Source organism: Tessaracoccus coleopterorum (assembly GCF_011174705.1).
GTDB classification, from domain to species: Bacteria; Actinomycetota; Actinomycetes; order Propionibacteriales; family Propionibacteriaceae; genus Arachnia; species Arachnia coleopterorum.
Window position 1 is genome coordinate 2,166,103 of the sequence record NZ_JAANIJ010000001.1, and the last position, 23,461, is coordinate 2,189,563.

32 protein-coding genes, 1 tRNA gene and 2 pseudogenes are annotated in these 23,461 nt (G+C 68.2%); 7 read left to right on the forward strand and 28 right to left on the reverse strand.

Annotation, left to right across the window (positions count from 1 at the left end; genetic code table 11):
• Positions 1-12: 12 nt before the first annotated feature.
• The 5 genes from G7085_RS13895 to G7085_RS13915 form a co-directional block, all read right to left on the reverse strand.
• The gene (locus tag G7085_RS13895) at positions 13-258 is read right to left on the reverse strand and encodes a hypothetical protein (protein WP_197511437.1); all 246 of its coding nucleotides are present in this window, start codon (positions 256-258) and stop codon (positions 13-15) included.
• Positions 259-382: 124 nt separating this feature from the next.
• Complete coding sequence (locus G7085_RS32730; RefSeq protein WP_197511438.1) at positions 383-1,342, reverse strand: HNH endonuclease signature motif containing protein; 960 nt, start codon at positions 1,340-1,342, stop codon at positions 383-385.
• Entirely contained in the window at positions 1,335-1,655 is a 321-nt protein-coding gene (locus G7085_RS13905) for a hypothetical protein (RefSeq protein ID WP_197511439.1), read from the reverse strand. The genes G7085_RS32730 and G7085_RS13905 overlap by 8 nt, the downstream gene beginning before the upstream one ends.
• 450 nt (positions 1,656-2,105) lie before the next feature.
• Complete coding sequence (locus G7085_RS13910) at positions 2,106-2,267, reverse strand: hypothetical protein (protein ID WP_197511440.1); 162 nt, start codon at positions 2,265-2,267, stop codon at positions 2,106-2,108.
• Positions 2,268-2,785: 518 nt separating this feature from the next.
• A complete protein-coding gene (locus G7085_RS13915) occupies positions 2,786-3,193 on the reverse strand; it encodes a hypothetical protein (RefSeq protein WP_197511441.1) in 408 nt (135 codons plus the stop codon).
• Between the two features lie 969 nt (positions 3,194-4,162).
• On the opposite strand from G7085_RS13915, the gene G7085_RS13920 reads away from it, so the two are divergent.
• Positions 4,163-4,843 carry a tyrosine-type recombinase/integrase gene (locus tag G7085_RS13920; protein ID WP_197511442.1) on the forward strand — a complete coding sequence of 227 codons (681 nt, stop codon included), beginning with the start codon at positions 4,163-4,165 and terminating at the stop codon, positions 4,841-4,843.
• A 242-nt stretch (positions 4,844-5,085) separates the two neighbouring features.
• Here G7085_RS13920 and G7085_RS13925 read toward each other — a convergent pair whose 3' ends face one another.
• The 12 genes from G7085_RS13925 to G7085_RS26330 all read right to left on the reverse strand — a co-directional run bounded on the left by G7085_RS13925 (position 5,086) and on the right by G7085_RS26330 (position 14,820).
• Complete coding sequence (locus G7085_RS13925; protein WP_197511443.1) at positions 5,086-5,820, reverse strand: hypothetical protein; 735 nt, start codon at positions 5,818-5,820, stop codon at positions 5,086-5,088.
• Positions 5,821-6,519: 699 nt separating this feature from the next.
• Positions 6,520-6,831, reverse strand: coding sequence for a hypothetical protein (locus G7085_RS13930; RefSeq protein ID WP_197511444.1), 312 nt, complete (start codon positions 6,829-6,831; stop codon positions 6,520-6,522).
• 295 nt (positions 6,832-7,126) lie between these two features.
• Entirely contained in the window at positions 7,127-7,642 is a 516-nt protein-coding gene (locus G7085_RS13935) for a hypothetical protein (RefSeq protein WP_197511445.1), read from the reverse strand.
• Positions 7,643-7,808: 166 nt separating this feature from the next.
• Positions 7,809-8,153 carry a hypothetical protein gene (locus tag G7085_RS13940; protein ID WP_197511446.1) on the reverse strand — a complete coding sequence of 115 codons (345 nt, stop codon included), beginning with the start codon at positions 8,151-8,153 and terminating at the stop codon, positions 7,809-7,811.
• Positions 8,154-8,613: 460 nt separating this feature from the next.
• Positions 8,614-9,915, reverse strand: a complete 1,302-nt coding sequence (locus G7085_RS13945; protein WP_197511447.1) for a phage tail tape measure protein — start codon at positions 9,913-9,915, stop codon at positions 8,614-8,616.
• Between the two features lie 106 nt (positions 9,916-10,021).
• Entirely contained in the window at positions 10,022-10,183 is a 162-nt protein-coding gene (locus G7085_RS13950; protein ID WP_197511448.1) for a hypothetical protein, read from the reverse strand.
• Between the two features lie 561 nt (positions 10,184-10,744).
• Positions 10,745-11,155, reverse strand: a complete 411-nt coding sequence (locus tag G7085_RS13955) for a hypothetical protein (protein WP_197511449.1) — start codon at positions 11,153-11,155, stop codon at positions 10,745-10,747.
• Positions 11,152-11,877 (reverse strand): hypothetical protein, encoded by a 726-nt coding sequence (locus G7085_RS13960; RefSeq protein ID WP_197511450.1) that lies wholly within the window; start codon positions 11,875-11,877, stop codon positions 11,152-11,154. Before G7085_RS13960 ends, G7085_RS13955 begins: the two co-directional genes overlap by 4 nt.
• Complete coding sequence (locus tag G7085_RS13965) at positions 11,874-13,238, reverse strand: phage major capsid protein (RefSeq protein ID WP_331715996.1); 1,365 nt, start codon at positions 13,236-13,238, stop codon at positions 11,874-11,876. The genes G7085_RS13960 and G7085_RS13965 overlap by 4 nt, the downstream gene beginning before the upstream one ends.
• Before the next feature lie 156 nt (positions 13,239-13,394).
• Positions 13,395-13,652 carry a phage portal protein gene (locus tag G7085_RS13970; protein ID WP_197513085.1) on the reverse strand — a complete coding sequence of 86 codons (258 nt, stop codon included), beginning with the start codon at positions 13,650-13,652 and terminating at the stop codon, positions 13,395-13,397.
• Entirely contained in the window at positions 13,567-14,103 is a 537-nt protein-coding gene (locus tag G7085_RS35055) for a phage portal protein (RefSeq protein WP_197511452.1), read from the reverse strand. The genes G7085_RS13970 and G7085_RS35055 overlap by 86 nt, the downstream gene beginning before the upstream one ends.
• Positions 14,104-14,568: 465 nt before the next feature.
• The gene (locus G7085_RS26330; protein ID WP_231979524.1) at positions 14,569-14,820 is read right to left on the reverse strand and encodes a hypothetical protein; all 252 of its coding nucleotides are present in this window, start codon (positions 14,818-14,820) and stop codon (positions 14,569-14,571) included.
• Positions 14,821-14,881: 61 nt separating this feature from the next.
• Between G7085_RS26330 and G7085_RS26335 the strand changes: the two genes are divergently transcribed.
• Entirely contained in the window at positions 14,882-15,145 is a 264-nt protein-coding gene (locus G7085_RS26335; RefSeq protein ID WP_231979525.1) for a hypothetical protein, read from the forward strand.
• A 315-nt stretch (positions 15,146-15,460) separates the two neighbouring features.
• Here G7085_RS26335 and G7085_RS35060 read toward each other — a convergent pair.
• From G7085_RS35060 to G7085_RS14020, 10 genes and pseudogenes are all read right to left on the reverse strand, one after another.
• Positions 15,461-16,015: pseudogene (locus tag G7085_RS35060) on the reverse strand (hypothetical protein); the annotation flags it as partial.
• Positions 16,012-16,134, reverse strand: a complete 123-nt coding sequence (locus G7085_RS35065; RefSeq protein ID WP_408647114.1) for a hypothetical protein — start codon at positions 16,132-16,134, stop codon at positions 16,012-16,014. The gene G7085_RS35065 and the pseudogene G7085_RS35060, both read right to left, overlap by 4 nt.
• Positions 16,135-16,380: 246 nt before the next feature.
• Positions 16,381-16,677, reverse strand: coding sequence for an HNH endonuclease (locus G7085_RS13990; protein WP_197511455.1), 297 nt, complete (start codon positions 16,675-16,677; stop codon positions 16,381-16,383).
• A gap of 329 nt (positions 16,678-17,006) precedes the next feature.
• Positions 17,007-17,240, reverse strand: coding sequence for a hypothetical protein (locus G7085_RS14000; protein WP_197511457.1), 234 nt, complete (start codon positions 17,238-17,240; stop codon positions 17,007-17,009).
• A 73-nt stretch (positions 17,241-17,313) separates the two neighbouring features.
• Positions 17,314-17,748 carry a hypothetical protein gene (locus tag G7085_RS26345; RefSeq protein ID WP_231979527.1) on the reverse strand — a complete coding sequence of 145 codons (435 nt, stop codon included), beginning with the start codon at positions 17,746-17,748 and terminating at the stop codon, positions 17,314-17,316.
• A complete protein-coding gene (locus G7085_RS26350) occupies positions 17,748-17,921 on the reverse strand; it encodes a hypothetical protein (protein ID WP_231979528.1) in 174 nt (57 codons plus the stop codon). Before G7085_RS26350 ends, G7085_RS26345 begins: the two co-directional genes overlap by 1 nt.
• Before the next feature lie 100 nt (positions 17,922-18,021).
• Positions 18,022-18,297, reverse strand: a pseudogene (locus G7085_RS35070) (WhiB family transcriptional regulator); the annotation flags it as partial.
• Positions 18,298-18,504 (reverse strand): hypothetical protein, encoded by a 207-nt coding sequence (locus tag G7085_RS14010; protein WP_197511458.1) that lies wholly within the window; start codon positions 18,502-18,504, stop codon positions 18,298-18,300.
• Positions 18,501-18,734, reverse strand: a complete 234-nt coding sequence (locus G7085_RS14015) for a helix-turn-helix domain-containing protein (protein WP_197511459.1) — start codon at positions 18,732-18,734, stop codon at positions 18,501-18,503. Before G7085_RS14015 ends, G7085_RS14010 begins: the two co-directional genes overlap by 4 nt.
• A 703-nt stretch (positions 18,735-19,437) precedes the next feature.
• Positions 19,438-19,510 (reverse strand) — tRNA-Arg (locus G7085_RS14020).
• A 99-nt stretch (positions 19,511-19,609) separates the two neighbouring features.
• On the opposite strand from G7085_RS14020, the gene G7085_RS14025 reads away from it, so the two are divergent.
• From G7085_RS14025 to G7085_RS32735, 4 genes are all read left to right on the forward strand, one after another.
• The gene (locus G7085_RS14025) at positions 19,610-19,978 is read left to right on the forward strand and encodes a glycerophosphodiester phosphodiesterase family protein (protein WP_331715676.1); all 369 of its coding nucleotides are present in this window, start codon (positions 19,610-19,612) and stop codon (positions 19,976-19,978) included.
• Between the two features lie 124 nt (positions 19,979-20,102).
• The gene (locus G7085_RS14030; RefSeq protein ID WP_331715997.1) at positions 20,103-20,351 is read left to right on the forward strand and encodes a glycerophosphodiester phosphodiesterase; all 249 of its coding nucleotides are present in this window, start codon (positions 20,103-20,105) and stop codon (positions 20,349-20,351) included.
• Positions 20,352-20,361: 10 nt separating this feature from the next.
• A complete protein-coding gene (locus tag G7085_RS14035) occupies positions 20,362-21,261 on the forward strand; it encodes a 1,4-dihydroxy-2-naphthoyl-CoA synthase (RefSeq protein WP_197511462.1) in 900 nt (299 codons plus the stop codon).
• A gap of 22 nt (positions 21,262-21,283) precedes the next feature.
• Complete coding sequence (locus tag G7085_RS32735) at positions 21,284-21,982, forward strand: HIT family protein (RefSeq protein WP_331715677.1); 699 nt, start codon at positions 21,284-21,286, stop codon at positions 21,980-21,982.
• A gap of 126 nt (positions 21,983-22,108) precedes the next feature.
• Here the strand turns inward: G7085_RS32735 and G7085_RS14050 are convergent, their stop codons facing one another.
• Positions 22,109-22,489: a YwiC-like family protein gene (locus G7085_RS14050; RefSeq protein ID WP_197511464.1), complete on the reverse strand. Its 381-nt coding sequence runs from the start codon at positions 22,487-22,489 to the stop codon at positions 22,109-22,111.
• A gap of 64 nt (positions 22,490-22,553) precedes the next feature.
• Between G7085_RS14050 and G7085_RS14055 the strand changes: the two genes are divergently transcribed.
• Positions 22,554-23,459, forward strand: a complete 906-nt coding sequence (locus G7085_RS14055; protein ID WP_231979530.1) for a squalene cyclase — start codon at positions 22,554-22,556, stop codon at positions 23,457-23,459.
• Positions 23,460-23,461 lie beyond the last annotated feature (2 nt).

The following is a 23,461-nucleotide window of genomic DNA, read 5'->3' on the forward strand; positions in this document are numbered from 1 at the left end:
TGCTGGCCGGGCTCACCTACGGAGCGCCCGCCGGGTTCTCCAACGCCGGGCCGGAGACGTGTTCGTCACGCTGATTGCAGACGAGGCCGAGCCGACGCCGTCGCCGTCGCCGTCGCCGTCGCCCACGCCGACGCCGTCGCCCACGCCGACGCCGACGCCGACGCCGACCAGGACCCCGACGCCGGAGCCGAGCGCGAGCGTCGGGCCGACGTCATCGCCCAGCGCGAGCCGGACGCCGACGTCCGGTGCGAGCGCCACGGCGACGTCGTCACGCCCGGCCCGGCCCGGCCTCCCGAACACGGGGGCACGGTCGGCACCTGATCAGCGCAGCGACGAGGGCTCCGGCGAACCCCGCCGGAGCCCTCGAATCCTGGGCGCGTTCTCAACCCGAGTCAGGCGACCCAGGCGGGTGAGCACACGAACTCCCTGTGCCTCGGGGTGGCTCGGGTGTGGGTGAGGGCAGGCTGCTGCCTGGGGCTTGTGCCTGTGGTGTCGTCGGGGAGTCCGGTCGGGGTCGACCGTGATCGGTGGGAGGAACTCGGGAGCTTGTCGTACGGGTTGATCCGCACCACCCACTGGTAGTCGGGCGACCGGTGTGGGTCGGGCTCCACGACCCGGTGATGGTGGGACACAACAGCACCATGTTGTCGATGCTTGTCCTGCCGCCCGCCCACCAGGGCCTGATGTGATGTGCCTCGCAGGCCGAGGCAGGGGCGTCACACAGCGGGAACGCGCAGCCCTTGTCGCGCTGGGTGAGCGCCGCCCGGATCGCCTTGGTGACGAGGCGGTGGTCGCGTCCCACGTCCAATGGCTGGGAGTCGGTGCCGAGCACGGCGGGGATGAGGTCGGCATGGCAGGCCAGGCTCCGGACCGTGGCGGGGTGATGCGCTGCCCGGTGTCGGTCAGGGTGGCCTGTCCGATGCCCTCGGTGAGGGTCGAGTAGTTGAGCGCGACGAAGACGCGGGCCTGTCGCCGGCGCTTTCGGGAGTTCGCTCGAGGTGGCCGCCACGGCGATGAGGCGCTCGAGCGCGTCTGCCCGGCGGGTGGCCCTTGACGGTGGGAGCGGCTCGTCGCCGTAGGACGACACTGAGGGCATCAGCGAGTCCAGCTGGGCGATCAGGGTGGTGCCGACGACGGCGGTGACCTGGCCGTGGATGCGGACCGATCCGTGGTGGTCGGGTTCGACGATGAGGTGTCGGTTGCGGTGGGCGAGGCGTTCCTCGCGCTCGAGCCGCGCGGCCTCGGTCTGCTCCGCGGCCTCCGGGTCGAGGATCTCGAGGATGCCCGCGGCGAACTGCCGGAGCTGTTCGGGCCGAACTCCGCGGCGCGCTCGATCAGCCACAGCTGCGCCTGCTCGATCTGGGCGGCGCCGAGCGGCACCTTCCTGAGTTCGAGGATGACCGCCTCGGCCTGGTCGGGGACAGCGTCCCGTCGCGCAGGGCCCGCCCGATCAGCGGGAAGCTGCAGTTGAGGTCGGCGGCGTAACGGATCTGCGCGAAGGCCTTCCTGCGGGACATCTGACACGAGGCCAGGAGCTTGCCCGGGACGTCGTCGGCGGCCGATCCGTTCAGGTAGGCGTCATGGAGGAGATCGAGTCGGGCGCCGGTGACCTGGCCGATGAAGCCTCCGAGCCGGTTGACGGCGTCAGCCCGCATTTCCGGGGGAGGGAGGAGACCAGCGCGGCGATGTCTGCGAGCGAGGCATCCAAGCACCTCTGCAGCTCATCGACGACCGTGTCCTCCATGGACCAAATATACATCTTATCGAACTTCAATGGAAGAGGTTGGCCCGCCCTGTTTTTTCGAGTTTCTGGTCGGGCGATAGCGGTAAACCAGCTTGTAGAGGGGGTCTTCGAGTCGGAGGTTCGCGTGGGGCGCTCCGATCCGGGTTTGGTCTGTCCTTGGGGTTACACGGCTCATTTATCAAACAAAGAACACTTCGTACGAATAATATTCATGGGTTTGGACGGGGTGGCGCCACAACATGACGCCCCTGTCGGAGCCTCCTCCGCCATCGTCGGATCCAGAGGCGCAGACACGGCACGGCCGCTCGCCCATGGGCGAGCGGCCGCGAGTTTCGTGTCGGGCGTTGAGGGTCGGATCGGCTCAGAAGTAGGTGTCGCCGGAGTCGTTGTAGCACTCGAGCGAACTGGTGCCTGGGGGATCCCCGCGGCGGCGAACTCGTCGCAGGGAGTACGTCCTGGAGCGCGAACAGCGCCTCCCACCCGCTGCCGGTGTCGCCCCAGACCATGTGGCCGCCGCCTCCACATTCAACGAATCCGTCGCTGCCGACCACGAACCCGGCGTGGTTCACGTCGGTGACCCAGATCATGGGGGCGCAGCCGTCATCGTTGTCGGCGAGGTACTCGGCCGCGAGTTGCCGGAAGCCCTCGGGCGCCTGTGCCAGGCTCAACGCCTCTTCGGGCTGTGGAGCATGACGTCCATTCCGATCCATCCCGCTGGGCGGGTCGGTGTCGGGTGGGCGTGGGCGTCGGGGTGGGCGTGGGCGTCGGGTGGGCGTGGGCGTCGGAGTCCGGGTCGGTGTCGGTGTCGGTGTCGGGGTGGCAGTGACGGTGACCGTGGGCGCCGGGGTGGGCGCGGCGGCCTCGGCGCCGGGCCGCATCACGAAATACATCCCCGTCGCGGTGAGGGCCGTGGCGGCCAGGGCTCCCAGAGCCAGCCGAGCCGGCGGGGCCGCCCTCTGGGCGGTCGGGTCTCGTCGAGGCCGGAGTACGGGTCGTCAGGGCGGTCATGGCCCGATGCTATCGAGGCGGTTTGTGGGGACCTCACCGGCTCTGGTTTGGCCTCCGGGCGCCACTTCGCAGACGCGAATCGGCCGCGCGCCGGGTGCGCGCGGCCGACTCGTTCAGGTCGTCCGAGGGGTGTCGGCTCGGCTCAGTAGGTGGTGTCGCCGGAGGCGTCGGTGCACTTGAGCGAGACGGTGCCCGCGGGATCCCGGCCGTGGCGAACTCCTCGCAGGCGATGACGTCCTGGAGTGCGAACAGCTCCGCCCAGCCGGAGCCGGTGTCGCCCCAGACGACGCGTGCGGCGCCGCCGCAGTCCGCGCCGCCCTTGGTGCCGATCACGAACCCGGCGTGGTTGACCTCCTTGAGCTCGATCTCGGGGGTGCAGCCGTCGCCGTCGCCGGCGAGGTACTCGGCCGCAAGGGTGCGGAACCCTTCAGGCGCCTGCATCTGCTCCATGGCCTCTTCGGGGTGTGCAGCACGGAGGCGACCGAGATCCAGACCGCCGGCGGGTGGGCGTTGCCTTGGGCGTCGAGGCCTCGGTCGCGGTCGGAGTCGCGGAGGCGCTGGGAGCGGGGAGGGCGTGGCGGCGTCCGCGTCGGGTCGCGCCACGAAGTACACCACCGCCGCGGTGATGGCAATCACGGCAAGGCCCCCACAGCCAGCCGCGTCGGGCTGGCCTCCCCTTGCCGGCTGCGTTGGAAATGTCGAGGTTTGCATTCGGGTTGGTGGGGTAGTCATGCTCTCGATGCTATCGAGGCGGCTTCCGGGAAGCACTTCGGCCCCGGCTGCCCGCGCCCGGGCAAGAAAAAAAGAGGCTCCCTCGTGGGAACCTCTTTCGTCACCGACCTGCGGTGACCGCTTGCGCGCTCGGAGGGACTCGAACCCCAACCTTCTGGTTAGGAGTCTCGAACGTTGTCCCGATCGGCAGGGCAGCGGCATGAGCAAGGCGATCTGGCATCGGCTTACGCGCTACGACTCGGGCCAATGGGACGGGTACGCGCGTTGCGGCCTGGACGACGAGGTCTGGCAGGTTGAGTGGACCACGCCCTCGGGACGACGTACCCGCGCCAGGCGCATCAACCCGGCCGTGTTGCTCGGGCGGTGTACCGGCTGCGGCCGTTGGATCACTTACGAGGACCTGGTCGCCTCGGGTGTCGAGCCGGAGGGCTAGGGATGGTGTTGGTACCCCACTTATGGTCCGGCGCTTGCCCGGGCGCGAGGTAGCGCTATCAGTAGCAGCGAGAAGCTTCCAGCATGACTGATCCTCGAATGAAGCCGGTCCCGTCTTTGTGGGCGGGCCCGCTCGCCATGTGGAGGCGATCGCTCGTGGCCGCCGGCCGGTCGCCGGAGACGATCGCGACCCGGACCGATCACCTTCGACGAGCTGCTCGCGCGCTCGGAGGTGACCCGCGGGACGTGACGGCCGGCGACGTCGTCGAGTGGGCAGGAGTCCAGGTCTGGTCACGGGAGACCCGTAGGAGCGTCTACGCGTCGCTGCGCGGGTTCTGGCGCTGGGCACTGACCCAAGGCCTGGTCGTTGTCGATGCCACCGCGCAACTGCCGAGGGTCGCGCCAACGCCCCCGATGCCGCGGCCGGCGCCAGACGAGGTGATCGCCGCGGCCGCGCGTGACCAGCACGACCGGCGCTTGGCCCTGATCGTGCTCTGCGCGGCCGAGCTCGGCATGAGACGAGCCGAAATAGCCCAGGTCAACGCCAGCGACCTCAGCCGCGACCTGCTCGGCTGGACGCTGCGCGTCCACGGGAAGGGCGGGAAGGACCGCGACGTCCCACTGACCGACGATCAAGCCTCGACACTACGGCTCGCCTGCCGGGCCGGCTGGATGCTCCCTGGACGGATCAACGGCCACTTATCAGCCCGCCGTGTCGGCGAACTTGCGACCGAGGCACTCGCCGGGCACTGGACAGCGCACACGCTGCGTCACAGGGCCGCGACGACCGTCTACGCCGCGACCGGCGACCTGGTCGCCGTCCAGCAGATGTTGGGACATGCTTCGGTCGCGACGACACAGCGCTACGTAGCCCTGCCCTCAGCAAGGCTACGTAGCGCGGTCGCGACAGCGGCCCGATCGGCCTAGGACTCCTCGACGGCCCGGCGGGGTCCTGGTCGGCTGGCTGGAGCCACCGCCGGCGGACCCAGGCGACCAGGGCGGTGCCGCCGGCGACGATGGCTCCCTGGACTGCGGTCCAGGTCCAGCGTTGCCAGTCGGCCAGCCAGTCGGCCCAGCCGGCCGCGGACTGGACGGCCTCGATCAGCGGGATGGCGAGGGCGACCAGGGCGACGACGATGGCGCCGTCAGCGAGGGTCTGCCAGCCGCGCTTAGCGGCGATCTGCTTGGCGTCCATCAGGCCACGACCGTGAAGTCGTGCGCCTTGCCGAGGCGCTCCAGGGACGCCTTGCCGGGATGCCGTCAGCATCGCGGCCGGTGTACCCACAGCGGCGCTGCCAGGCGGCGTAGGCGGCGATCGAGGTGGTGCCGAAGTGGCCGTCAGCGAGGGCTGCGGTGAGGAGCCCCTCGGCGACCAGGGCGCGCTCGACGGGCAGTACCGCGGCCCAGTTGGTCGTCGTCTGGCCCGGCTTGGGCGGGTCTGCGCGGACGGCGTTCAGGAGGCCGGCCAGCGACACGGTCTCACCGCGGCCGCCGGCCGAGGGCAGGCCCGGCGCCGCGGACGACGCGAACCAGGCCGAGGTGTTGCCCGCGGCGGCCGCGACCGTCGCCGCCGAGGCCTTCTCGCTGGTGCGGTTGCGGAGACTGATGTGCACGTGGCGGGTGTGGCTGGAGGCGCCCGAGTAGGGCCGCGCGGCCCACTTGTTGCTGCGTGAGTAGATCTTGCGGTTGTGGATCACGTAGTGCACGCGGTCGTCACCGATGACGGCGTCCAGGAGCTCCTGGACGCCGATGCCGGATGCGTCGATGTCCATGGCGCGGACGACGCCGAGTCCATCGGGATTGTGCTCGGAGACGCGGGCTCGGTGTGCGGCGTCGCCGATGGTGCCGTCCAGCGCCTTCGAGCGGCCGGGCCAGCGGCGGTTGATCTCGGTGCGGAGCTGCACCAGGGACGGGGCGAGGATCCAAGACATAGAAGTGTGGCCTTTCGTTAGATGTCGTCGGGGAGTGGGGCGGGTCCGGGGAGTCGGGGCCGCGGTGCCGGTAGTAGAGGTCGAGCAGCCGGCGGGTGTACGCCCAGAGCGAGCGGTTGGTGTCCTCGAGGTGTACGACGCGCTGCATCAGCTGCGTGTAGAGGACGCCCAGGAGCGTGAGGCCGGCCACGCACAGCGCGGTCAGCGTGGTCAGCACGGCGACGGTCACAGCTGCACCGCGAACCAGGAGATGCCGACGTTCCCCGCAAAACTTGCGTTCCCATGAGTCACCTTCACAGTGCACTGCGCGGCCGAAACGGCGATTGTCTGCAGCACGGCCCCGCCACATTCACCCCGTATTGAAGCTGTAGAGGACATTCGGTGATGCGCTGAACCGTCCTGCTTTGAATGGGATGACCAGCTGTCCGACGCCAGCGCTCACCGGCACAGATACCCAACCCCGTCGAACCGGCCGGCGGCGGCGACAGCGGTCGCGGCCGCGGTCTCGGCGCGGGTCGCGGCGTTGATCGCTGCGGCGACGTCGGCGTCGGAGTTATCCAGCTTGTCTGACAGCGCCTTGGTATAGGCGGGGAATGCGCGGAAGTAGAGGTCGGCGTCGATGTAGGGCCAGCCCTGGGGCTGGTTGGGATGACGTCCTGGGGCATGGGGGTCCTAGTAGTAGTAGCTGGCAAAGGAGCCGACGGCGAGGTCGGCGACGGCGAGCGGTGTGGGGAGCGACCGGAACGTTGGTGGTGTGGTCGGGAACTTCTCGCCGAGGTCGCGTGTTGAGTAGGGCCGGAACCCGAACAGCGATCCGGGTGCCAGGGTGATGTCGTTGAGGTTGAGGTCTCGACCGTTGAGGGTGAGCCTGCCGCCGATGAGTACAACCACGGAGCCGAGATCGCTGGGTGCGTCCAGGATGTCCAGGACGGCTGCGTCGCGGGCCCCGATGCCGATGAGTGTTTCTGCGGCTGCGAGGGGCACTCGCTCCAGCAGCAGACGGGTTGCCTCTAGGCGATAGGCCGGTGGGAGGACTCTGCCATGACGCGCTCGGCCCATGCGCTGACACCTGCGTCATTCGTGACGGTGTTTACGACATCAGTCGAGACTGATAGCGCCGACGAGCTGAAGGAGCCGATGCCAGTCTTGAATGTGACTGTTTTCTCTGCTGGGTCGAGTCCGCTAGCGCTGTACCCATAGCTGACCGTCACTTGGGAGATGGTGGCTGATCGATCGAGCACTCGGGCGGTGTCCGCAATGGCCAGGGATCCGACGGGTATCACGGGAGTGCTCCGGTGGCGTATGAGCCGAGGGCATTTCCCCAGGCCGGATCGGTTACCACGGTCAGCATCGGACCGGCCGTTCCTTGCTGGTACACGATCAGCCCGTCGCGGCCCTCGACCGCATTGAATCCGAGTTGTACGGTGTCGCGGATCAGGTCTAGAGCGACGAAGTTGTCGACATCGCGGGGAGCACACTGCCCGCGTGCTGCCGTGGGGCGACGAGGGGCCGGACGGGAGGCAGTATTGATAGCCTTCATACGGGTTTCTGCGAGCTCGGCCGGCCTGGGCTGCATGCCGATCTTTGTCGCGGCTGCGCGTCCCAGGATGTCCATCAGAGTCAACGCGTAGACATGCCGACCGTCTGAGCGGGTCGTGCGTGTGATGGAGCTGACCCATCCGAAGAGGATCTGGACCCATGGTCGGCCGGGTGCTAGCTGGACCTCGACCTTGACCGTGGCGTCGTAGTCCAGGAGCGCTTCGTCGATCGAGCCGGGTGGGCAGATGAGGGACATGGATGCGGCGCCGGGGTCCGGGTGTGCGCGGGTGTGGAGCGGGCCCAGGAGACGTGCACAGGGCCGGCCACGATGGCGCGGGTGCCCTGCGAGGCGAGCCCGACGGGCAGCGTGACCCATGCTGTGGAGCCGGGCCTGCGGGCGAGGACGCGGCTGGCGTGGATCCTCATAGTGCCAGTCCGTTCAGGGCGATGGCGCCGGTGCGACGCATGTAGCGGTTCAGTACGTCGATGATGGTGCGGGCGGTCGCGTCCTTGTCCAGGGCACCTTCGACGGTGAGGTTGATCTGGTAGGTGGGCGATTCGTTGGTTCTCGGGTTGCCGCTGCCGGTGTGGGAGTAGGCGAGCTCGACCGGGATCTGTGGTGCGGTGGAGGGGACGGCGGCGTCGACCATGCGGCTCGACGCCGATGCGATGGCGCCGGCCTGGCCGAGGAGTCCGTTGATGAGGCCCTGACCGGTCTGGGTGCCGATGGTGGCGAAAACCTTGGACGGGCTGTGGATGCCGAGCAACCGCTTGGCTGCGCCGATGGCGTCGTTGACGACCCTCGCACTGACTGGACCAGCCGGCCGGCCATTCCCTTCACGCCGTTGATGAGGCCCTGGACCATGTTGCGGCCCACGCCGGCGAGGGTGGAGGCGATGTTGGACAGGGCTCCGGTGACCTTGGACGGGAGCTGGCGAAAGAACCCAACGACGGTGTCGATGCCGGTTTGGACTGCCCGCTTACCTGCCTCCCAGGCTCCTGTGAGGATACCGGCGAGGGTGGAGGCGATGTTGGACAGGGCTCCGGTGACCTTGGACGGGAGCTGGCCGAAAAATCCGACGACGGTGTCGATGCCGGTTTGGACTGCCCGCTTGCCTGCGTCCCAGGCCTTGGTGAAGAGCTCGTCGAGCTTGAGCATGCCGATGATGGTTTTGAGCTGGCCGATCCAGTTGTCGACGATGCCCTTGATGATCCCGACGACGGAGCTCACGATGCCCTTGATGCCGTCCCATGCGCCGGACCAGTCGCCGGTGATGACGGCGGTGACGGTCTGGATGATGCTGCGGATGAGGTCGAGAGCGGGCCGAGGATGCCCATGATGCCGTCGAAGGTCGACTTGATGATGGGGAGCAGTGCGACGAAGAGGTCGCCGATGGACTGGATCGTTGGCCAGATTCCGTCGAGGGCGCCGGTGGCGGTGCCGATGCCGGAGGTGAAGACGGACCAGTCGAAGGTGTCGATGAGGTTGAGGAGCCAGTCGAGGGCCTTGCCGGCACCGTCGAAGACCGCGCCGGCGATCGGCTCCAGGGCGACCATGGCTTTGTTCTTGAGGATCTGCCACTTCTCCGCGGCGTCGGCGGTTTCCTGGCCGAGGCCGAGGATGGTGTCGGTGGTGGTGCCAGCGGCGCCCATGAGGTCCTCGACGCCGATGGTGCCGGACTGGACGGCTGTGACGAACTGAGCTGCGCCCTTGGTGCCGAAAACTTTGGCGGCGAGGTCCATGGCACCAGCGGTGTCGCCGGCCTTGACGAACCCATCGATTTCACCGACTACTCGCTTGAAGGCCTCCTGTGGCTCCTCGCCTGCGCGGGCGAGAGTGACCATGCCCTTTTGCATCGCGGACATTGTGCCTGCGGCGTCGAGGCCGGCCTTGTCGAGGGATCCTGCGAGCGCGGCGGAGTCCGCGAAGGAGAAGCCGAGGTTGGTGAGTCCGGGGCCGGCCTTGGTGACGATGTCGGCCAGGTCGTTCATCCCCACGCCGGTGGCCTGGCTGACCTGGAAGAGCTGGTCCATGGCGGTCGAGACGTTGTCGCCTTCGATGCCGAAAAGATTGAACGCGGCGGAGGTTTTCTCGATGCTGACTGTTTCGCCGAGCATGCGGCCGGCTTCGAGGTACTGGCTGGCGACGGTTTCGAGGGTGTCGCCGGTGAGGCCCATGCGCGTGTTGAGGTCGGCGATGGTGGGGCCGATGTCCTCGATTGCTGCGGGGATGGTACTGGCGACGGTTTTGGCCGAGTCCATCAGGCCTTCGAGGGCGTCGCCGGTGGCGCCTGTTCCGATGCGGATGCCGTCTGAGACTTCGTCCCAGGTGGCGCCGATGTCGTAGAGGGCCTTGCCGCCGACGGCGACGCCAGTGACGATGGCGCCGCCGACCATGGCGGCGGCGGGGCCGAACTTCCCGAGCTTGCCCATGAGTCCGCCGGCGCCAGTCTCGACGTCGGTGAAGGCGTCCTTTGCGCCCTTGGCGTCGCCGAGGATCTTGACTGCCAGCACGGCGGTCTTGCCCATGGTCTACTCCTGTTCAGCGGTGAAGAGGCCAGTGCGGCCTCTAGGTACTCGGCGGGTTCGGCGAGCCATACGCTCGGTGGGATCCCGGAGCGTATGGCGAGAGCAACTAGGAGCTGCTCCCAGGCGCCGTAGGGTCCGTCTCGTCGCCTTCTCCGTCGGTGTCGTCGTCGAGGCTGTTGGAGACGGCGTAGTCGGCGATGAGGTCGCAGAAGGTTGTGTAGTCGTCGGCGACGGGGCGGCCCTGCCGGCGCAGAGCGTAGAAGCCCATGAGGAGGTGGACCCGGGGGTGTCGCTGTAGTCCCAGCCTTGCTTGCGGCAGGTGGCCTCGGCGGCGATCTTGTCGGCGGCGAGGACGCGGACGGGGCCGATGATGGCGCCGCGGGCGAGTTCGTCGGCCTGGGCGAGTTCGGCGGTGAAGTAGACCGGCTTGATGGTGGACATCTAGATTCCTTCGACGTTGTTGATGATGGCTTCGATGCGCTGCTCGTAGACGGGGAGCCATCGCGGTTCGGTGGCGGTGGCGCCGTCGGAGAGGAACGGGTTTTCGGGGATGCTGCGGGCAGGCCATCCCCAGTGGATGGGTGCGGCGTAGGGGACGGAGGCCTTGCCGGCTCTGACGATGCCGGCCGTCTTGGTGCCTGTGGATCGGATGGAGCTGGCGAGTAGGCCGTTGAGGTGGGGACGCGACTTCGGCCGCCGTCAGCGGCGATCTGTGCGGCCTCGGCGTTGGCGGCCTTGAGGTCGGACAGGTCGTCGCCGGCGGCTTTGAGGGTCTTGCGGAGCTCCTTGAGTCCGTCGACCTGGACGCCGCGGTCGCGGTAGCCCACGGTCAGACGCCGGCGGAGAGCACGACGTCGGTGGCCTTGAACTTGAAGTCGGACTGATTACGGGCCTTGACGTCGCCACCGATGGCGATGGAGCGGACGAGGACCTTGCCGGCCGCTTCGAGGGCCTGCGCGGTCGCCGGCTTGAACGTGAACGGGAGGGTCTGGCCGCTGTTCTCGTTGCACCAGAGGATCAAGCTGTCGGCGTCGTAGGACTGGAACACTGACCCTTCGAGGGTCCAGGTCTCTTCGCCCTCCTCGATCAGCTCCTCACCGGAGAGCACAGTGATGGTCTCTCCGTCGTCGGCTTCAGGGGTGAGTTGGCCCTTGGTGAGGGCGACGCCGAACTCCTTGAGGCTGCCGATGGCGCCGATGCTGAGCTGGCCGGGGCCGAGCTTGTGGGACGAGATGGTCATGGGGTCTCCTTAGAGGTCGTGGTCGGTGGTGAGGGTGAGCTGGACTGCGATGAGTGGGTCCGAGGTGGAGTCGGGCTGCCAGTCGTAGGGGTCGGCCTGGTCGATGTCGAGGACAGTGCGGATGAGGCCGAGGAGGGTGTCGGCCTCCTGCCATGAGGTGGAGCGATCGGCTGAGCCGGGGACGACCATGAGGGTCCAGGTGGCGGTTGCGTGGTAGCGGGTGTCGTACTCGACTCGGGAGGAGTGACGAGGACGGCGTGGAGGCCGGCGTGGACCGCGTTGAGTGCCTCGTCAGTGGCGATGGTGACCACGGGCGTGGGGTCGATGACCTCCAGGGCTGCGGTGATGGCGGCGATGAGCTCGTCGGCTGTTGCGCGGGTGTCCATGGTCATCCGATTCCGGGGTGAGGTAGGGGCGAGGATGTCGGCGGCGGCCTTCATCGGGTCACGGGTGACGCGGACCGGGGCGAGGTCAGGCCCGTCGAACTGGGCGACCCCGTTGCGGACGCGGCGGCGGTGGTACAGGTCGGCGGCTACCTCGCGGACGGCGAGTCCGATGATTGGCTGTGGCACGGTTGCACCTGCTGTGCGGGTGTTGACGAGGGTCGTGGCCTCGCCCAGCACCAGGCCGAGGAACTCGTCGTCGCCGCCGTTCGCTGGTGCGCGCACGTAGGCGCGTAGGGCTGCGACGTCGAGCTCCTCGGGCACTGGTGCGTCAGTCATGTCAGGCGCTCTTGATCGGGATGACGCCGTTGGGGAACGGGGTCAGGACGCTGGCGTAGCCGTAGACGGAGAAGCTCTTGGAGAGGTTGACGATGTTGGTGTCCTGGAGCTGGGCGGGGCGCCGGGCGATTCGCGGAACTGGATGGCCTGCGCGTCGTAGAAGCCGCCGTCGGTGACCTTCTTCGAGGGGTGACCTTGACGCCGGCGAGGTCGCCGCTGATCGCGCTGAGGTCGAGCTCACCGATCTGGTTGACGCCGGTGCCCCAGACGCGCATGAGGCGGTTGTCGCCGTCCTTGAGCTTGAGCAGCTGCTTGAAGCGGGCGGGGGTGCAGATGAGCCCGGACATGGCGAGGTCGGCGTCCTCGAACGCGAGGGCGACGTCGACGATCGCGTCGAGCCAGTCGTCGGCGTCTGCGCTGGCGGCCAGGGTGATCGCGCTGGCCGCGTTCGCCGTCTCCAGGGCCTTGAACTGGTTGGCGACGACGGTGTCGGTGATGCGGCCGTACTTGAGGCCGAGGGCGGTCAGGGTGGTGTCGAGGACCGGGACGGTGGCGCGCTCGATGAGCTGGAGGGTGAGCTGGGTCCAGCCGCCGTAGGTCTTGACCGGGGCGGAAGCGGAGTCGAGCTCGACCTTGCCGGAGGGCAGGTCGTCGCCCTCGGCGGCCTGCTCGGTGACCTGGGTGGTGTCGCTCTTGACCTTGACGTAGTCGAGGCTGAGGCCGGCGTCGGGCAGAGGTGCGGAGCTGAAGAGGTTGGCGATGCGGCGGCGGTCCTGGATGAGCTTGATGAAGCTGCCGACGAAGGTGTCCTTCATGACGGTGTCGCCGGTGGTGGCGCCGGTGTAGGCGCGGTGGAAGTCGGCGGCGTCCTGGTCGCCGGCGGCGATGGCCTTGAGGAGCTCGCCCATGGATCGCCACTGTGAGCCGGCGGGGTGGTCGGGGTGGTGCCGATGAGCTTGACTGCGCGGTCGAGGTCGGCGAGCTGCTCGGCGAGGGGGCGAGGTCGTCGCGGGTGATGGGGTCCATGGCGGGTTCCTGTCGGGTCGGGGCGGTGCGGTGTTCGGTGATGGTGGCGTTGTCGTAGGCGGGGTGGGGACCATCGACACCTCGCGGAGGTGTACCGCGGTGTGCCGGATGGTGATGCTTCCGTCGTCGTGCTTGGTCTCCTCCCAGGTGCGTGGCTCGAAGCCGACGGAGAGGCGGGTGACGGCGCCGTCGCGCATGAGGGTGGCGGCGTCGCGGCCCTGGGCGGTGTCGCTGATCCGGGCGGAGATCTCGCGGCCGGCATCGACGTCGATGCCGGTGTAGATGCCGATGGGCTCGCGGTGGCGCCAGAAGAGGATGCCGTCGTCGTCCTGGATGGAGCCGGGGCGAAGCTCTCGCGGAAGCCGGGGTAGATGGTGACCTCGTCGTCGTAGGGACGGCGATGCCGGTGAAGCTGCGGCCGTCGCCGTCGGTTGCTGCGCGGAGTTCGATGGTGCGGTGTTGGGTTCCGGTGGTGAGGTCGGTGGTGCTGGTCATGTGAGCTCCTTGGGTGCGGGCGCTGGTGCGGGCTGCTGGAGTGGGGCGAGGCCTTCGTCGGCGCGTACCTCGTCGACCGTCTTCCAGCCGCCACCGATGGCGAGGTTGTGGGCCTCGTAGCGGGTGGTGGTGTCAGACCTGAGCAGCGCATCGACGTTGAAGCGGGCGTCATAGCCGGCGCCGATGGCGGATGTGATGGCGAGCTCGATGGGCGGAGGTAGCCCATGAGGCTGAACCGCGCGAAGGCAAGCCATTCTTGGCTGACGTTGGCGTAGGTCTGAGCGCCGCCGTCGATGCCGACCAGCATGAGCGATGAGGGGTGCCGTAGATGCGGGCGATGTCGATGGTCGAGAAGTCCATGGCTTCGAGCCACAGTGCATCAGCGGGCTTGAGCATGATCGGCTCATAGGACAGGCCAGCACCGAGGACCTTGATGCCCGACGGGTTGGCTGTGCGCTCGATGGGCCGGCCTTCATCGTCGAGGTCGTTCCAGGTGTTGCGGTACTGGCGGGCCTTGTCGGCGGTGAGGGATTGGTCTGACGAGAGGATGCCGGACGGCTGGCCGGAGCCGTTCCACCATTCGGCGGAGTAGGCGGCGGCGCCGTCGGCGAACTGGATTCCGCGCCGGGCCGCCTCGATGGGGAGAGCCCTTGGTCCAGGTGGAGAGCTTGATGAGGTAGAGGTGTTCGACCTCTTCGGCGGCATACTCGGTGCGGCCGTGGTGGTAGGTGATGACGCCAGTGCGCGTGTCCTGGTGGACCTGGACCTCACTGGCGGGCAGGATCGGCAGGTCGATGACGCTGCCACCGATGCCGACCTTGCGGAGGTAGGCGTTGCCGTCGGTGGCGAGGTCGAGGACGACCTGGCTGAGCCACTGATCGAGGCGCATGTGCTGGGCGGGGCGTCGGGCCAGGCTGGGGGTTACGGCGACGGGGCGGCCGTTGCGGGTGACGTCGATGGTGAGCTGGATGACGGAGGTGTTGAGGACCGACAGGGCGCGGTATGCGGCGGGGACGGCCACCGCGCGGCGGGTCGAGATGACGGTGTGCTCACGGGCCGGGGCATGAGCCCGGCCGGCATGGTTGCCTCACGGGTGAGGCCGAGCCAGTCGGCTACGCGGTGGAGTACTCCCATGGCCACCATGCTCGGGCCGGGTGTGACATTTCCCGCTCAGAAGATCTGGGCGCCGTGGTCTGGCTGGACGTCGGCGACGTATGCGGCGGCGACCAGGGCGAGGAACGCGTCGGCCGGGACGGCGCCGGCGGTGATGGTCCAGGTGCCGTCGGGGCGGCGGGCTTGGCGGCTGGTGGCGAGCTGGCGACGGATGAGCGGGTGATGGTCGTGGGCGAGGGTGGCATCGGTGATGCGGGCGTAGACCGCTGCGGAGGCTTGTCCCTGCTCGGTCTGGGTGAGGAGCCACACGGTGTGGCCCTCGTCGCGGAGGTGTTTGCCGACGTCGCTGAGGGTGCGGGAGTCGAGGGCGATGGCGGCGTCGGGGTACTCGTCGAGGAGCCGGCCGAGGAGCTGGAGGAGCTGGTCGCGGCCACAGCTGCGGAGCGATGCGATGGTCTGGGTGCCGATGATGCCGTCGGCTTTTGCGGCGGCGGTGATGGTGACGTACTCCCAGCCCGCGGAGCGGGCGACGCCGATGACGGTGGGTTCGAGGTCGGTGATGGTGGGGCAGGCGTCCCAGAGTTCGAGGTCGGCCCACGTCTTGGAGGCGGCGACGAACTGGTTGAGCGCGTAGCGCTGCTGGTCGGTGAGCGGACTCGTGGCGATGTCGGCCAGGATCGTCTCGCGGTCGACGCGACCGCACGCGACGGAGGGGTTCGCGGCTTCGATGGCGCCGGGGTATGGATCGTCGAGCCGGCTGGAGCTTCCCAGAGGAAGAACCCGAATCGCTCGTCGTCAGCCGGGTCGGCGATGGCCTGGTCGCCGCGCAAGTAGAGCTCCTTGAGAAGCTCGGAGAGGTCGTCGCCGGCGGTGGTGATCCAGCGACCAGCGCATCGGCTTGGGCACGCTGGCCGTTGACGATGGAGTACCACATCTCGCGGCGCATCAGGTGGAGTTCGTCGGCGATGCCGAGGGTGACGGGCACCGATTGGAGACCGTCGGCCTTGCTGGGGTAGACGGCGTAGGCGCCGCGCTCATCTCGCCAGCGGATGCCTCGGGTGCCGGACGCGTGGAGGACGCTGGACAGGAGGGGCGAGTGGTCGACGGCGAACTTCACGCGACGGTAGACGACGTTGGCCTGCTCGACGCTGGTCGCGATGCCGACGACGGACGGGGCGGGGACGTGCTGGGTGAGTCCGTAGATTGCCAGGCCGCCCGCCTTGAGGCTCTTGCCGTTCTGCCGGCCTTCGGAGGTGACGGCCTGGCGGTAGCGGAGCCGGCCGCGAAGCGCGGGGACCGGCCAGTCCGACGGGTAGCGTTCGAGGAGGTGGTTGAACCAGGCGCGCTGCGGATCGTCGTAGCGGACGAGGTTCCCGTCGGGGAGGGTCCAGTGCTTCTCCAGGAGCTCGACCAGGCGCGGCCCGTCGGAGTCGATCAGCTTGCCACCGCCGAGCGGCGGGGTGTAGCGGGTCGGTGCCCACGGCTGGCCGTCGAACTGGATCACGACACCTGCCTCGGGCCGAGGAGGCGGAGGTCGGCCGGCGAGGTTCCCGGCAGCACGGACTGCCCGGCGGCCGGCCGGAGCTTCTCGATCTGATCAACCTGCTTGATGTAGACGCTCATCGTGGATGTTTGGTAGGCGCCGTCGAGCGCTTCGGCGGTTCGGAGCAGCGCGATCGCCAGGGATGGGTCGCGGACAGCCATTCCCGGCATTCCCGGAGGTATCGCCGGGTGGCGGTCGTCTGGGTCTCTTTCCGGGCCATGGATTGCTGCTTTCTGGGTGTTTCGTTGATTCGGGTACGGGTGGGCGTTTTTCCTGCTGCCGTGCGTGAAAAAGAAGACTGGCGCGGGGTTGTCCGGGCGGATTTCTCAGAAAAAACCGGCGGCTGGTAGTTGCAGGATGTCGGCGTAGTCGGGGTGGACCAGGACTGGTCTGCCGTCGACGTTGTCTTGCTTCGCGCTGTTGCAGGAGCGGCAGAGCGTGACGAGGTAGTCGGGGTCGTAGGCCTGGGCGAGGTCGCCACGTTGGACCAGCACAGCCATGGGCTCGACGTGGTCGACGGTGAGGTCGTCCTCGCTGCCGCATGTGACGCAGTGCCCGTCGCGGTCCTTGACCAGGGCGGCGACCTTACGCCACCGCCGATCCCTCAGGCTGTGCCGGCTCATCGCTGCTCGTCGCGGTCGCGGGCGAGCCAGCCGAGGATGCCGAGCAGGAGGACCAGGTTGAGCCCGACGATGCCGACGACGACGAGGAGCAGCACCACGACGAGGACGCTCACGACAGCCACCTCACGACAGTGCGGCGGGTGACGCCGAGGCGGGTGGCGATCTCGCCGTGAGTGACTCCTCGGGCCTGGAGTACTCGGGCATCGTCCTGGAGCGAGTCACGCCGGACATCAGCCCGGCTGGCGAACTGGACCAGGCGCGGACTCATCCCGGTTGCTGCCGCTCTTGTGGACCGCGCCGAGCTGAACGAGACGTAGCGGCTCATGGTGTCACCAGCGTGTTGCAGTCGATGATGTGGAGGGCGGTCCAGGTGGAGTGGCCACAGTCGGGCACGTGAGCGGCCCGACGCCTGGAGGTTTGACCTCGGTTATGTCGACCTCGACGGGGCCGAGCGGGATGCATCGCTCGACCATCATGCTGTCGGTGGTGATGGTGAGCTTGGTGACCTCGGTGGGTGCGAGGCCGAGGCGGCGGATGAAGTCGAGGACGGTGGACCTGTCCACAGCCTCGACGGGTTCTAGTGAGTTACCAAGCATCACTACTTACTTCCTTTCCTTCATCCTTAGTTCTTCCTTCTTATGGGGACACGGGTGTCCCCTCAGGGGACATGGGTGTCCCCTGAGGGGACATGGGTGACCCCTGGCGGTCGGGATCGGCGAGCTCGGCGGGGCAGTTATCCACAGCCAGGCGGGTCCGATTGGTGGTGATGGCGTAGCAGGCACGGTTGCCGTTGACGGGCTGGCCGACGACCTCGATGGCGCCCGCAGCGATGAGCTCGCCGACGGCGCGCTGGATGCGCTTCTTGGCTGTGGGCCAGCCGGGGTCGCCGTCGCCGACGCCGAGGAGCATGACGCCGATGAACCCGTGGCCGCCGTAGTACAGCCGGCCCTCGCGGTCGCCGTGGGTCTCGTCGTAGGCGCGGGTGGCCATCTGGACCAGGACGAGGCGAGAGAACGGGCTGAGGCCTGCCCAGACGGGCAGGAGGGCCTCCTGGACCAGTCCGATGCCCATCAGAAGCTCCAGCCCATCTGGCGGGCGAGGAATGGCGTCAGGACTGCGGGCTCGAACGCGTGGTGAGGGCGGTTGTCGTGTGCGGGTCGCCAGCAGATGCCACAGATGCCGGGGTGGACGATCTGCTCGACGCCGTAGCGGGTGATCGTGCGGTAGGGCACTGGATCGGGCATCGGTCGCCGTGGGCATACCTGGGCCGGCCGTGGATCGTCGCTCATGTCTGCTCCCATGTGCGGGGTGGATCGGTCGGCCCTCGATGACGATGCCGGCCTGGATGACGTCGGTGGCGCGGGTAGTGATGGCGTGGGCGAGGCAGGGCCGCTGCACAGGGCAGCCGGCACACACCGCGAGGGCCTCGTCGACGTCGAGGTCCTCCAGGAAGCCCCGCCCGTGGCTGACGCACGCCCCATCGGTCTCCCAGCCCCGCTGGGCGGCTAGGAATGCGGCCGCGGGGCCAGAGCGGCGCGCTTCACCGCTGCTGCTCGATGTCGAACAGCGCGAACGCGCCGACGATGCCGATCCAGATGAGCAGGAAGCCGAGTGCGGCAGTCACGAGATGATCCCTTCGGTGGCGAGGTCGGCGATGAGCCCGTCACGGCAGTCGACGCATGCGGCGACTCGGTCGAACGGGCGGAACACGAGCCAGCCGGCGGGCGGCTCGAAGCGGTCGACCTGGACGAGGCAGCGCGGGCATGACCAGCGCCTCAATGACCCGTCGGCGGGCGCATAGACGGCGGCCTCGATGAGCGGGCTCACGGCTCACGCTCCGGCTCCGGCTGACGGCTACCTCGTTGGGAGGGTTGGCCGTTGACGGCCGTCGCCGCGCTCTCCAGGTCGATCCCGAGGGTTCGGCAGAGCTCAACCATGACCTTGAAGCGTGGAACAGCGTTCTTCAGCTCGAGGCGGGCCACCGTGGCGACGGATGTGCCAACCTTGGCGGCTAGCTCCTCACGGGTCACGCCTGAGCGCTTGCGCGCGCTCAGCACCACTTGCCCCAGTGTCAAAATTGCCATATCGCAACCGTGCCTTGCGCGCGTTGACTTGTCAACTGTGCTCGCATATCATTTCTGACATGTCGCAACGACGCCACCTGTGGACGAGCAGCCAGAGTCTCTGTCAGCTAGCAGAGCCGGGTACTGAGGTGCCAGAGGATGCGCCGGCCTGCGGTCCCTGCCTAATCGCCGCAACGATGTATTTCCATGCGGGTGTGACGCTGCGGGAGCATGTCCCGGTCGAGACGCCGCGGGAAGCGGCAGAGGAGCTAGCGGCCGGGCCGTTCAGTTGGACGTTCTATCCCGACACCGTCCGTAAGTTCGGCGCTGATCGGTGGTTCGGCAGGAGTGAGTATGGCGGGATAGTCCTGCGTACTGAGGAACACCTTGAAGGAGAATCGGAATGACCACGTTCAACGTGACTTGGGGTGACGCGCTGGTCATCTCTGTGTTCAAGGCCAGGGCGGCCTCAAGGAAGCGGTTGACCGCATCCGCGCGGTCGTCGGGTCGCACATCGGTGTACGCAATACGTTCGCCAAGCTGCTGAGGGTTGCTGACGTCGGCACGCTGGATGAGACCGACCTGTTCCGCGCGTGGCTGCTTGTCGTCGCGCTCGGGGAGACTCCGGAGCGGTTTCACCTCAACGACGAAGCCGTCCCACGTGGTTATGACGTGGAACGGCTTCGCCAGGAACTTGCGCGCTCGGAGGGACTCGAACCCCCAACCTTCTGATCCGTAGTCAGATGCTCTATCCGTTGAGCCACGAGCGCCGGGCAGTCACCAACTATACGCAGTGGTCAGCCTTTTCGGCAAAACGAGGTGCTGGCAGGGTGCGATGCGTGACCTGGGGCGACGTGGGAGGATGGGGCGTGACAGAGATCTGGGCCCATCGCGGAGCCTGCGCCTACGCTCCCGAGAACACGCTCCCCGCATTCGAGCTCGCCGTGCAGATGCGCGCCGACGGCGTCGAACTCGACGTGCAGCGCACCGCCGACGGCCAGCTCGTCACGATCCATGACGAGACGATCAACCGCACGTCCAACGGCGTGGGCCGGGTCGTCGACCTCACCATGGAGGATCTCCGGCGCTGCGACTTCACCAATGGTTTCGCCGGTCGTCGGGGAGTCAAGATCCCGACCCTGCATGAGGCGCTCGACGTGTTCCGGAACACTTCGATGACGGTCAACGTCGAGCTGAAGAACAACCTCGAACTGTATCCGGGATGGAGACCGAAGTGATGCGCACCGTCCGGGAGATGGGGATGGAGGATCGCGTGGTGTACTCGTCCTTCAACCACTTCTCGCTCGCCAACCTGCGCGGCCAGGTCGCCCGGAACGCATCGCACTGCTGCTGACCGATGCGATCTACGACCCCTGGAAGTACGCGAACTGGTTCGGTGCCGGCGCGATCAACCCGCACTACAGCGTGCTGCAGCATCCCAACTACGTGTGGCTGGCGCACGAGGCGGGCGTCAAGGTGATCACGTGGACGGTCAACCGTGACGAGGACGCCCTCCGGCTCAAGTCGCTCGGCGTCGACGCGATCATCACGAACTTCCCGACCGGGTGCGCGAGACCCTCAGCCATCCAGGTTTCTGAGGCCGGGCGATAGGCTCAGGCCCATGACCGCCAATCCCTTCCGCCCCGAGCTGTGGACGCCCGTCGAGGGCTTCAACTTCACCGATATCACCTACCACCGCGCCAAGGACGTGCCCGCGGTGCGGATCGCGTTCGACCGCCCGGAGGTGCGCAACGCGTTCCGGCCACACACCGTCGACGAGCTGTACACGGCGCTGGAGCATGCGCGTACGTCGTCTGACGTCGGGTGCGTGCTGTTGACCGGCAACGGGCCCTCCGAGAAGGACGGCGGGTGGGCCTTCTGCTCCGGCGGCGACCAGCGCATCCGCGGCCGCGTCGGCTACCAGTACGCCGAGGGGGAGACCGCGGAGAGCGTCGACCCGGCCAAGCTCGGCCGCCTGCACATCCTCGAGGTGCAACGCCTCATCCGGTTCATGCCGAAGGTGGTCATCGCCCTGGTGAACGGATGGGCCGCCGGCGGCGGTCACTCGCTACACGTCGTCGCCGACCTCACCCTCGCGTCGCGCGAGCATGCAAAGTTCAAGCAGACCGACGCCGATGTCGGCTCCTTCGACGCCGGCTACGGCTCGGCCTACCTGGCGCGCCAGGTCGGTCAGAAGTTCGCGCGGGAGATCTTCTTCCTGGGCGATGTACACGACGCGGAGGACGCGCACCGGATGGGCATGGTCAACCGGGTGATCGACCACGAGCGCCTCGAGGACGTCGGCCTCGAGTGGGCCGCCAAGATCTGCGGCAAGTCGCCGACGGCGCAGCGGATGCTGAAGTACGCGTTCAACGCGATTGACGACGGCTTGGTGGGGCAGCAGATCTTCGCGGGAGAGACGACGCGGCTGGCGTACATGACCGATGAGGCGGTCGAGGGCCGCGACTCGTTCCTGGAGAAGCGCGCTCCCGACTGGTCGAAGTTCCCGTACTACTACTGATCCGTCGTCGTAGGGTGAGGCGATGAGCGACGTCATCTGCGACATCATCGCCGGAACCCTCGAGGCCGAGGTCGTCTGGCGCGACGACCTCGTGATCGCCTTCCTCGACCACCGCCCGGTGTTCAAGGGGCACGTGCTGCTCGCGCCCGTCACCCACGTGCCCACGTTCACCGACGCGCCGGCCGATCTGGTCGCCCCGCTGTTCCTGCAGACGCAGCGGGTCGCCCGGGCGATGGTGGAGGCGCTGGGCGCCGACGGCAGCTTCACCGCCGTCAACACCGTCATCAGCCAGTCGGTGCCGCACCTGCACGTCCACGTGGTGCCGAGGCGCCGCAAGGACGGCCTGCGGGCTTCTTCTGGCCGCGGACGCGGTACGCCGAGGGTGAGGCGGCCGAGTATGCGGAGCGGCTGCGGGCCGAACTGGGCTCGGGGCATGCCGGTTGAGCCGGTCGCCGACGCTCCTCCCCGTGATCAGGCGAACAGCACGAGGATCAGGAGCGCCACCGAGGCCACGATCTCCACGATGCCGATCTGCATCGGGGTCCGCTTCGCCCGCGGCATCCACCACGTCCTCGCAACCAGTGCGAGCGCCCAGACGATCCAGGGCCACGCCATCCAACCCAGGGTGGCGGCCGCGACCACCAGGGCGGCGAAGGCCCGTGGTACACCAACGATCTGGTCGCCGAGTGTGGATCGTTGCGCTCCCGGATCAGCGCCTTGACGTGCAGCACGGTGCCGATGAAGTACAGGGTCACCGCCGCCATCTCGGCGGCCTCAGTCGCGGTCAGCATGGGGACGCCGGGCGAGACCCGGAGCACGCCCATCAACCCGCACGAGGCGACGATCGTCAGGACGCCCGACAGCAGCGTCCGTTCCCGCTTGCTGGCCGCCAGCCAGAGCGACACGCCGAGCACGACCGCGTACGGGGCACCCAACACAGCAGCGGCCAGCCCTTGAGCACCAGCGTGACGAGCCCGAACACCGCCGCCCCTGCCAGGTAGGCGCCGAGCGGGGCGTAGTACCGGCCGCGTCGCTTGGCGGGCGACTTCAGCGTCAGCACCGCGGCGTTGAATGCGAAGTAGCCGACCAGCCAGGTGAGCCCGAGCGCGGCGTCGCCCAGATCGAGGGGCCGCACCCTTGCCGCCAGCGCGAGGCCGGTGAGGTAGGGCACGACGATCATCGCCCAGGCTCCGTGCTGCTGGGGTACCCAACCTGTCGACTTCGCCATGCCCCTCACGCTATCGGATCGGCGCTTTCCGCCTCGTGGGGGCCCGTCGACGTAGCCTCGAGGGATGCGCGACGACATCATCGAGTGGCTCCTTGACTCCGACCCTGCGCTCCAATGGCAGGTCGAACGCGACCTCGACGGCGCCCCGGAGGCCCAGTGGCGGGAGACCCGGGCCCGCGTCGTCACAGAGGGAATCGGGGCCGGCCTGCTCGCGCTCCAGGGTGAGGACGGGCTGTGGGCCGGCGGGTCGTTCTTCCCGGCGGCATTCGACTTCGAACACCCGGGTGAGGGGCAGCCCTGGACGGCGACCACCTGGTCGCTCAACTCCCTGCGCGAGTGGGGCGTCGACGCATCCGTCCTGGGCGACACCGCCTCGAGGATCGACGCGAACGCCCGCTGGGAGTATGACTCCCTTCCCTACTGGGGTGGCGAGGTCGACGTGTGCATCAACGCCTTCACGCTGGCCAACGGCTCCTGGCTCGGTGCAGACGTCTCCGCGTTGCGGGGCTGGTTCCCGGAGCACCAGTTGGGTGACGGCGGCTGGAACTGTGAGTGGGTCGACGGATCGACCCGTTCGTCGGTCCAGTCGACCCTCAACGCCGTCAAGGGGATCCTCAACCACGAGATCCGCACCGGCGACACGACGCTGCGCGAACCACGCCTCCGCGGCCAGGAGTACCTGCTCGAGCGGCGCCTGCTGTGGCGGGCCTCCGACGGTGGGCAGATCGCACCGTGGGTCGACAAGTTCGCCTATCCGTTCCGCGGCTTCTACAGCGCGCTGACGGCGCTCGACCACTTCCGGACGGCGTCACTCCACGACGGTGTCACTCCCGACCCGCGGTTGGGGACGCCGTCGACGTGCTCCGGAAGGCGCGTGGCGAGGACGGCCGGTGGCTGCAGGCCAGACGGCACCCGGGCGACGTGTGGTTCGAGGTCGACGTCGACGGCGGACTGCCGTCGCGGTGGGTGACC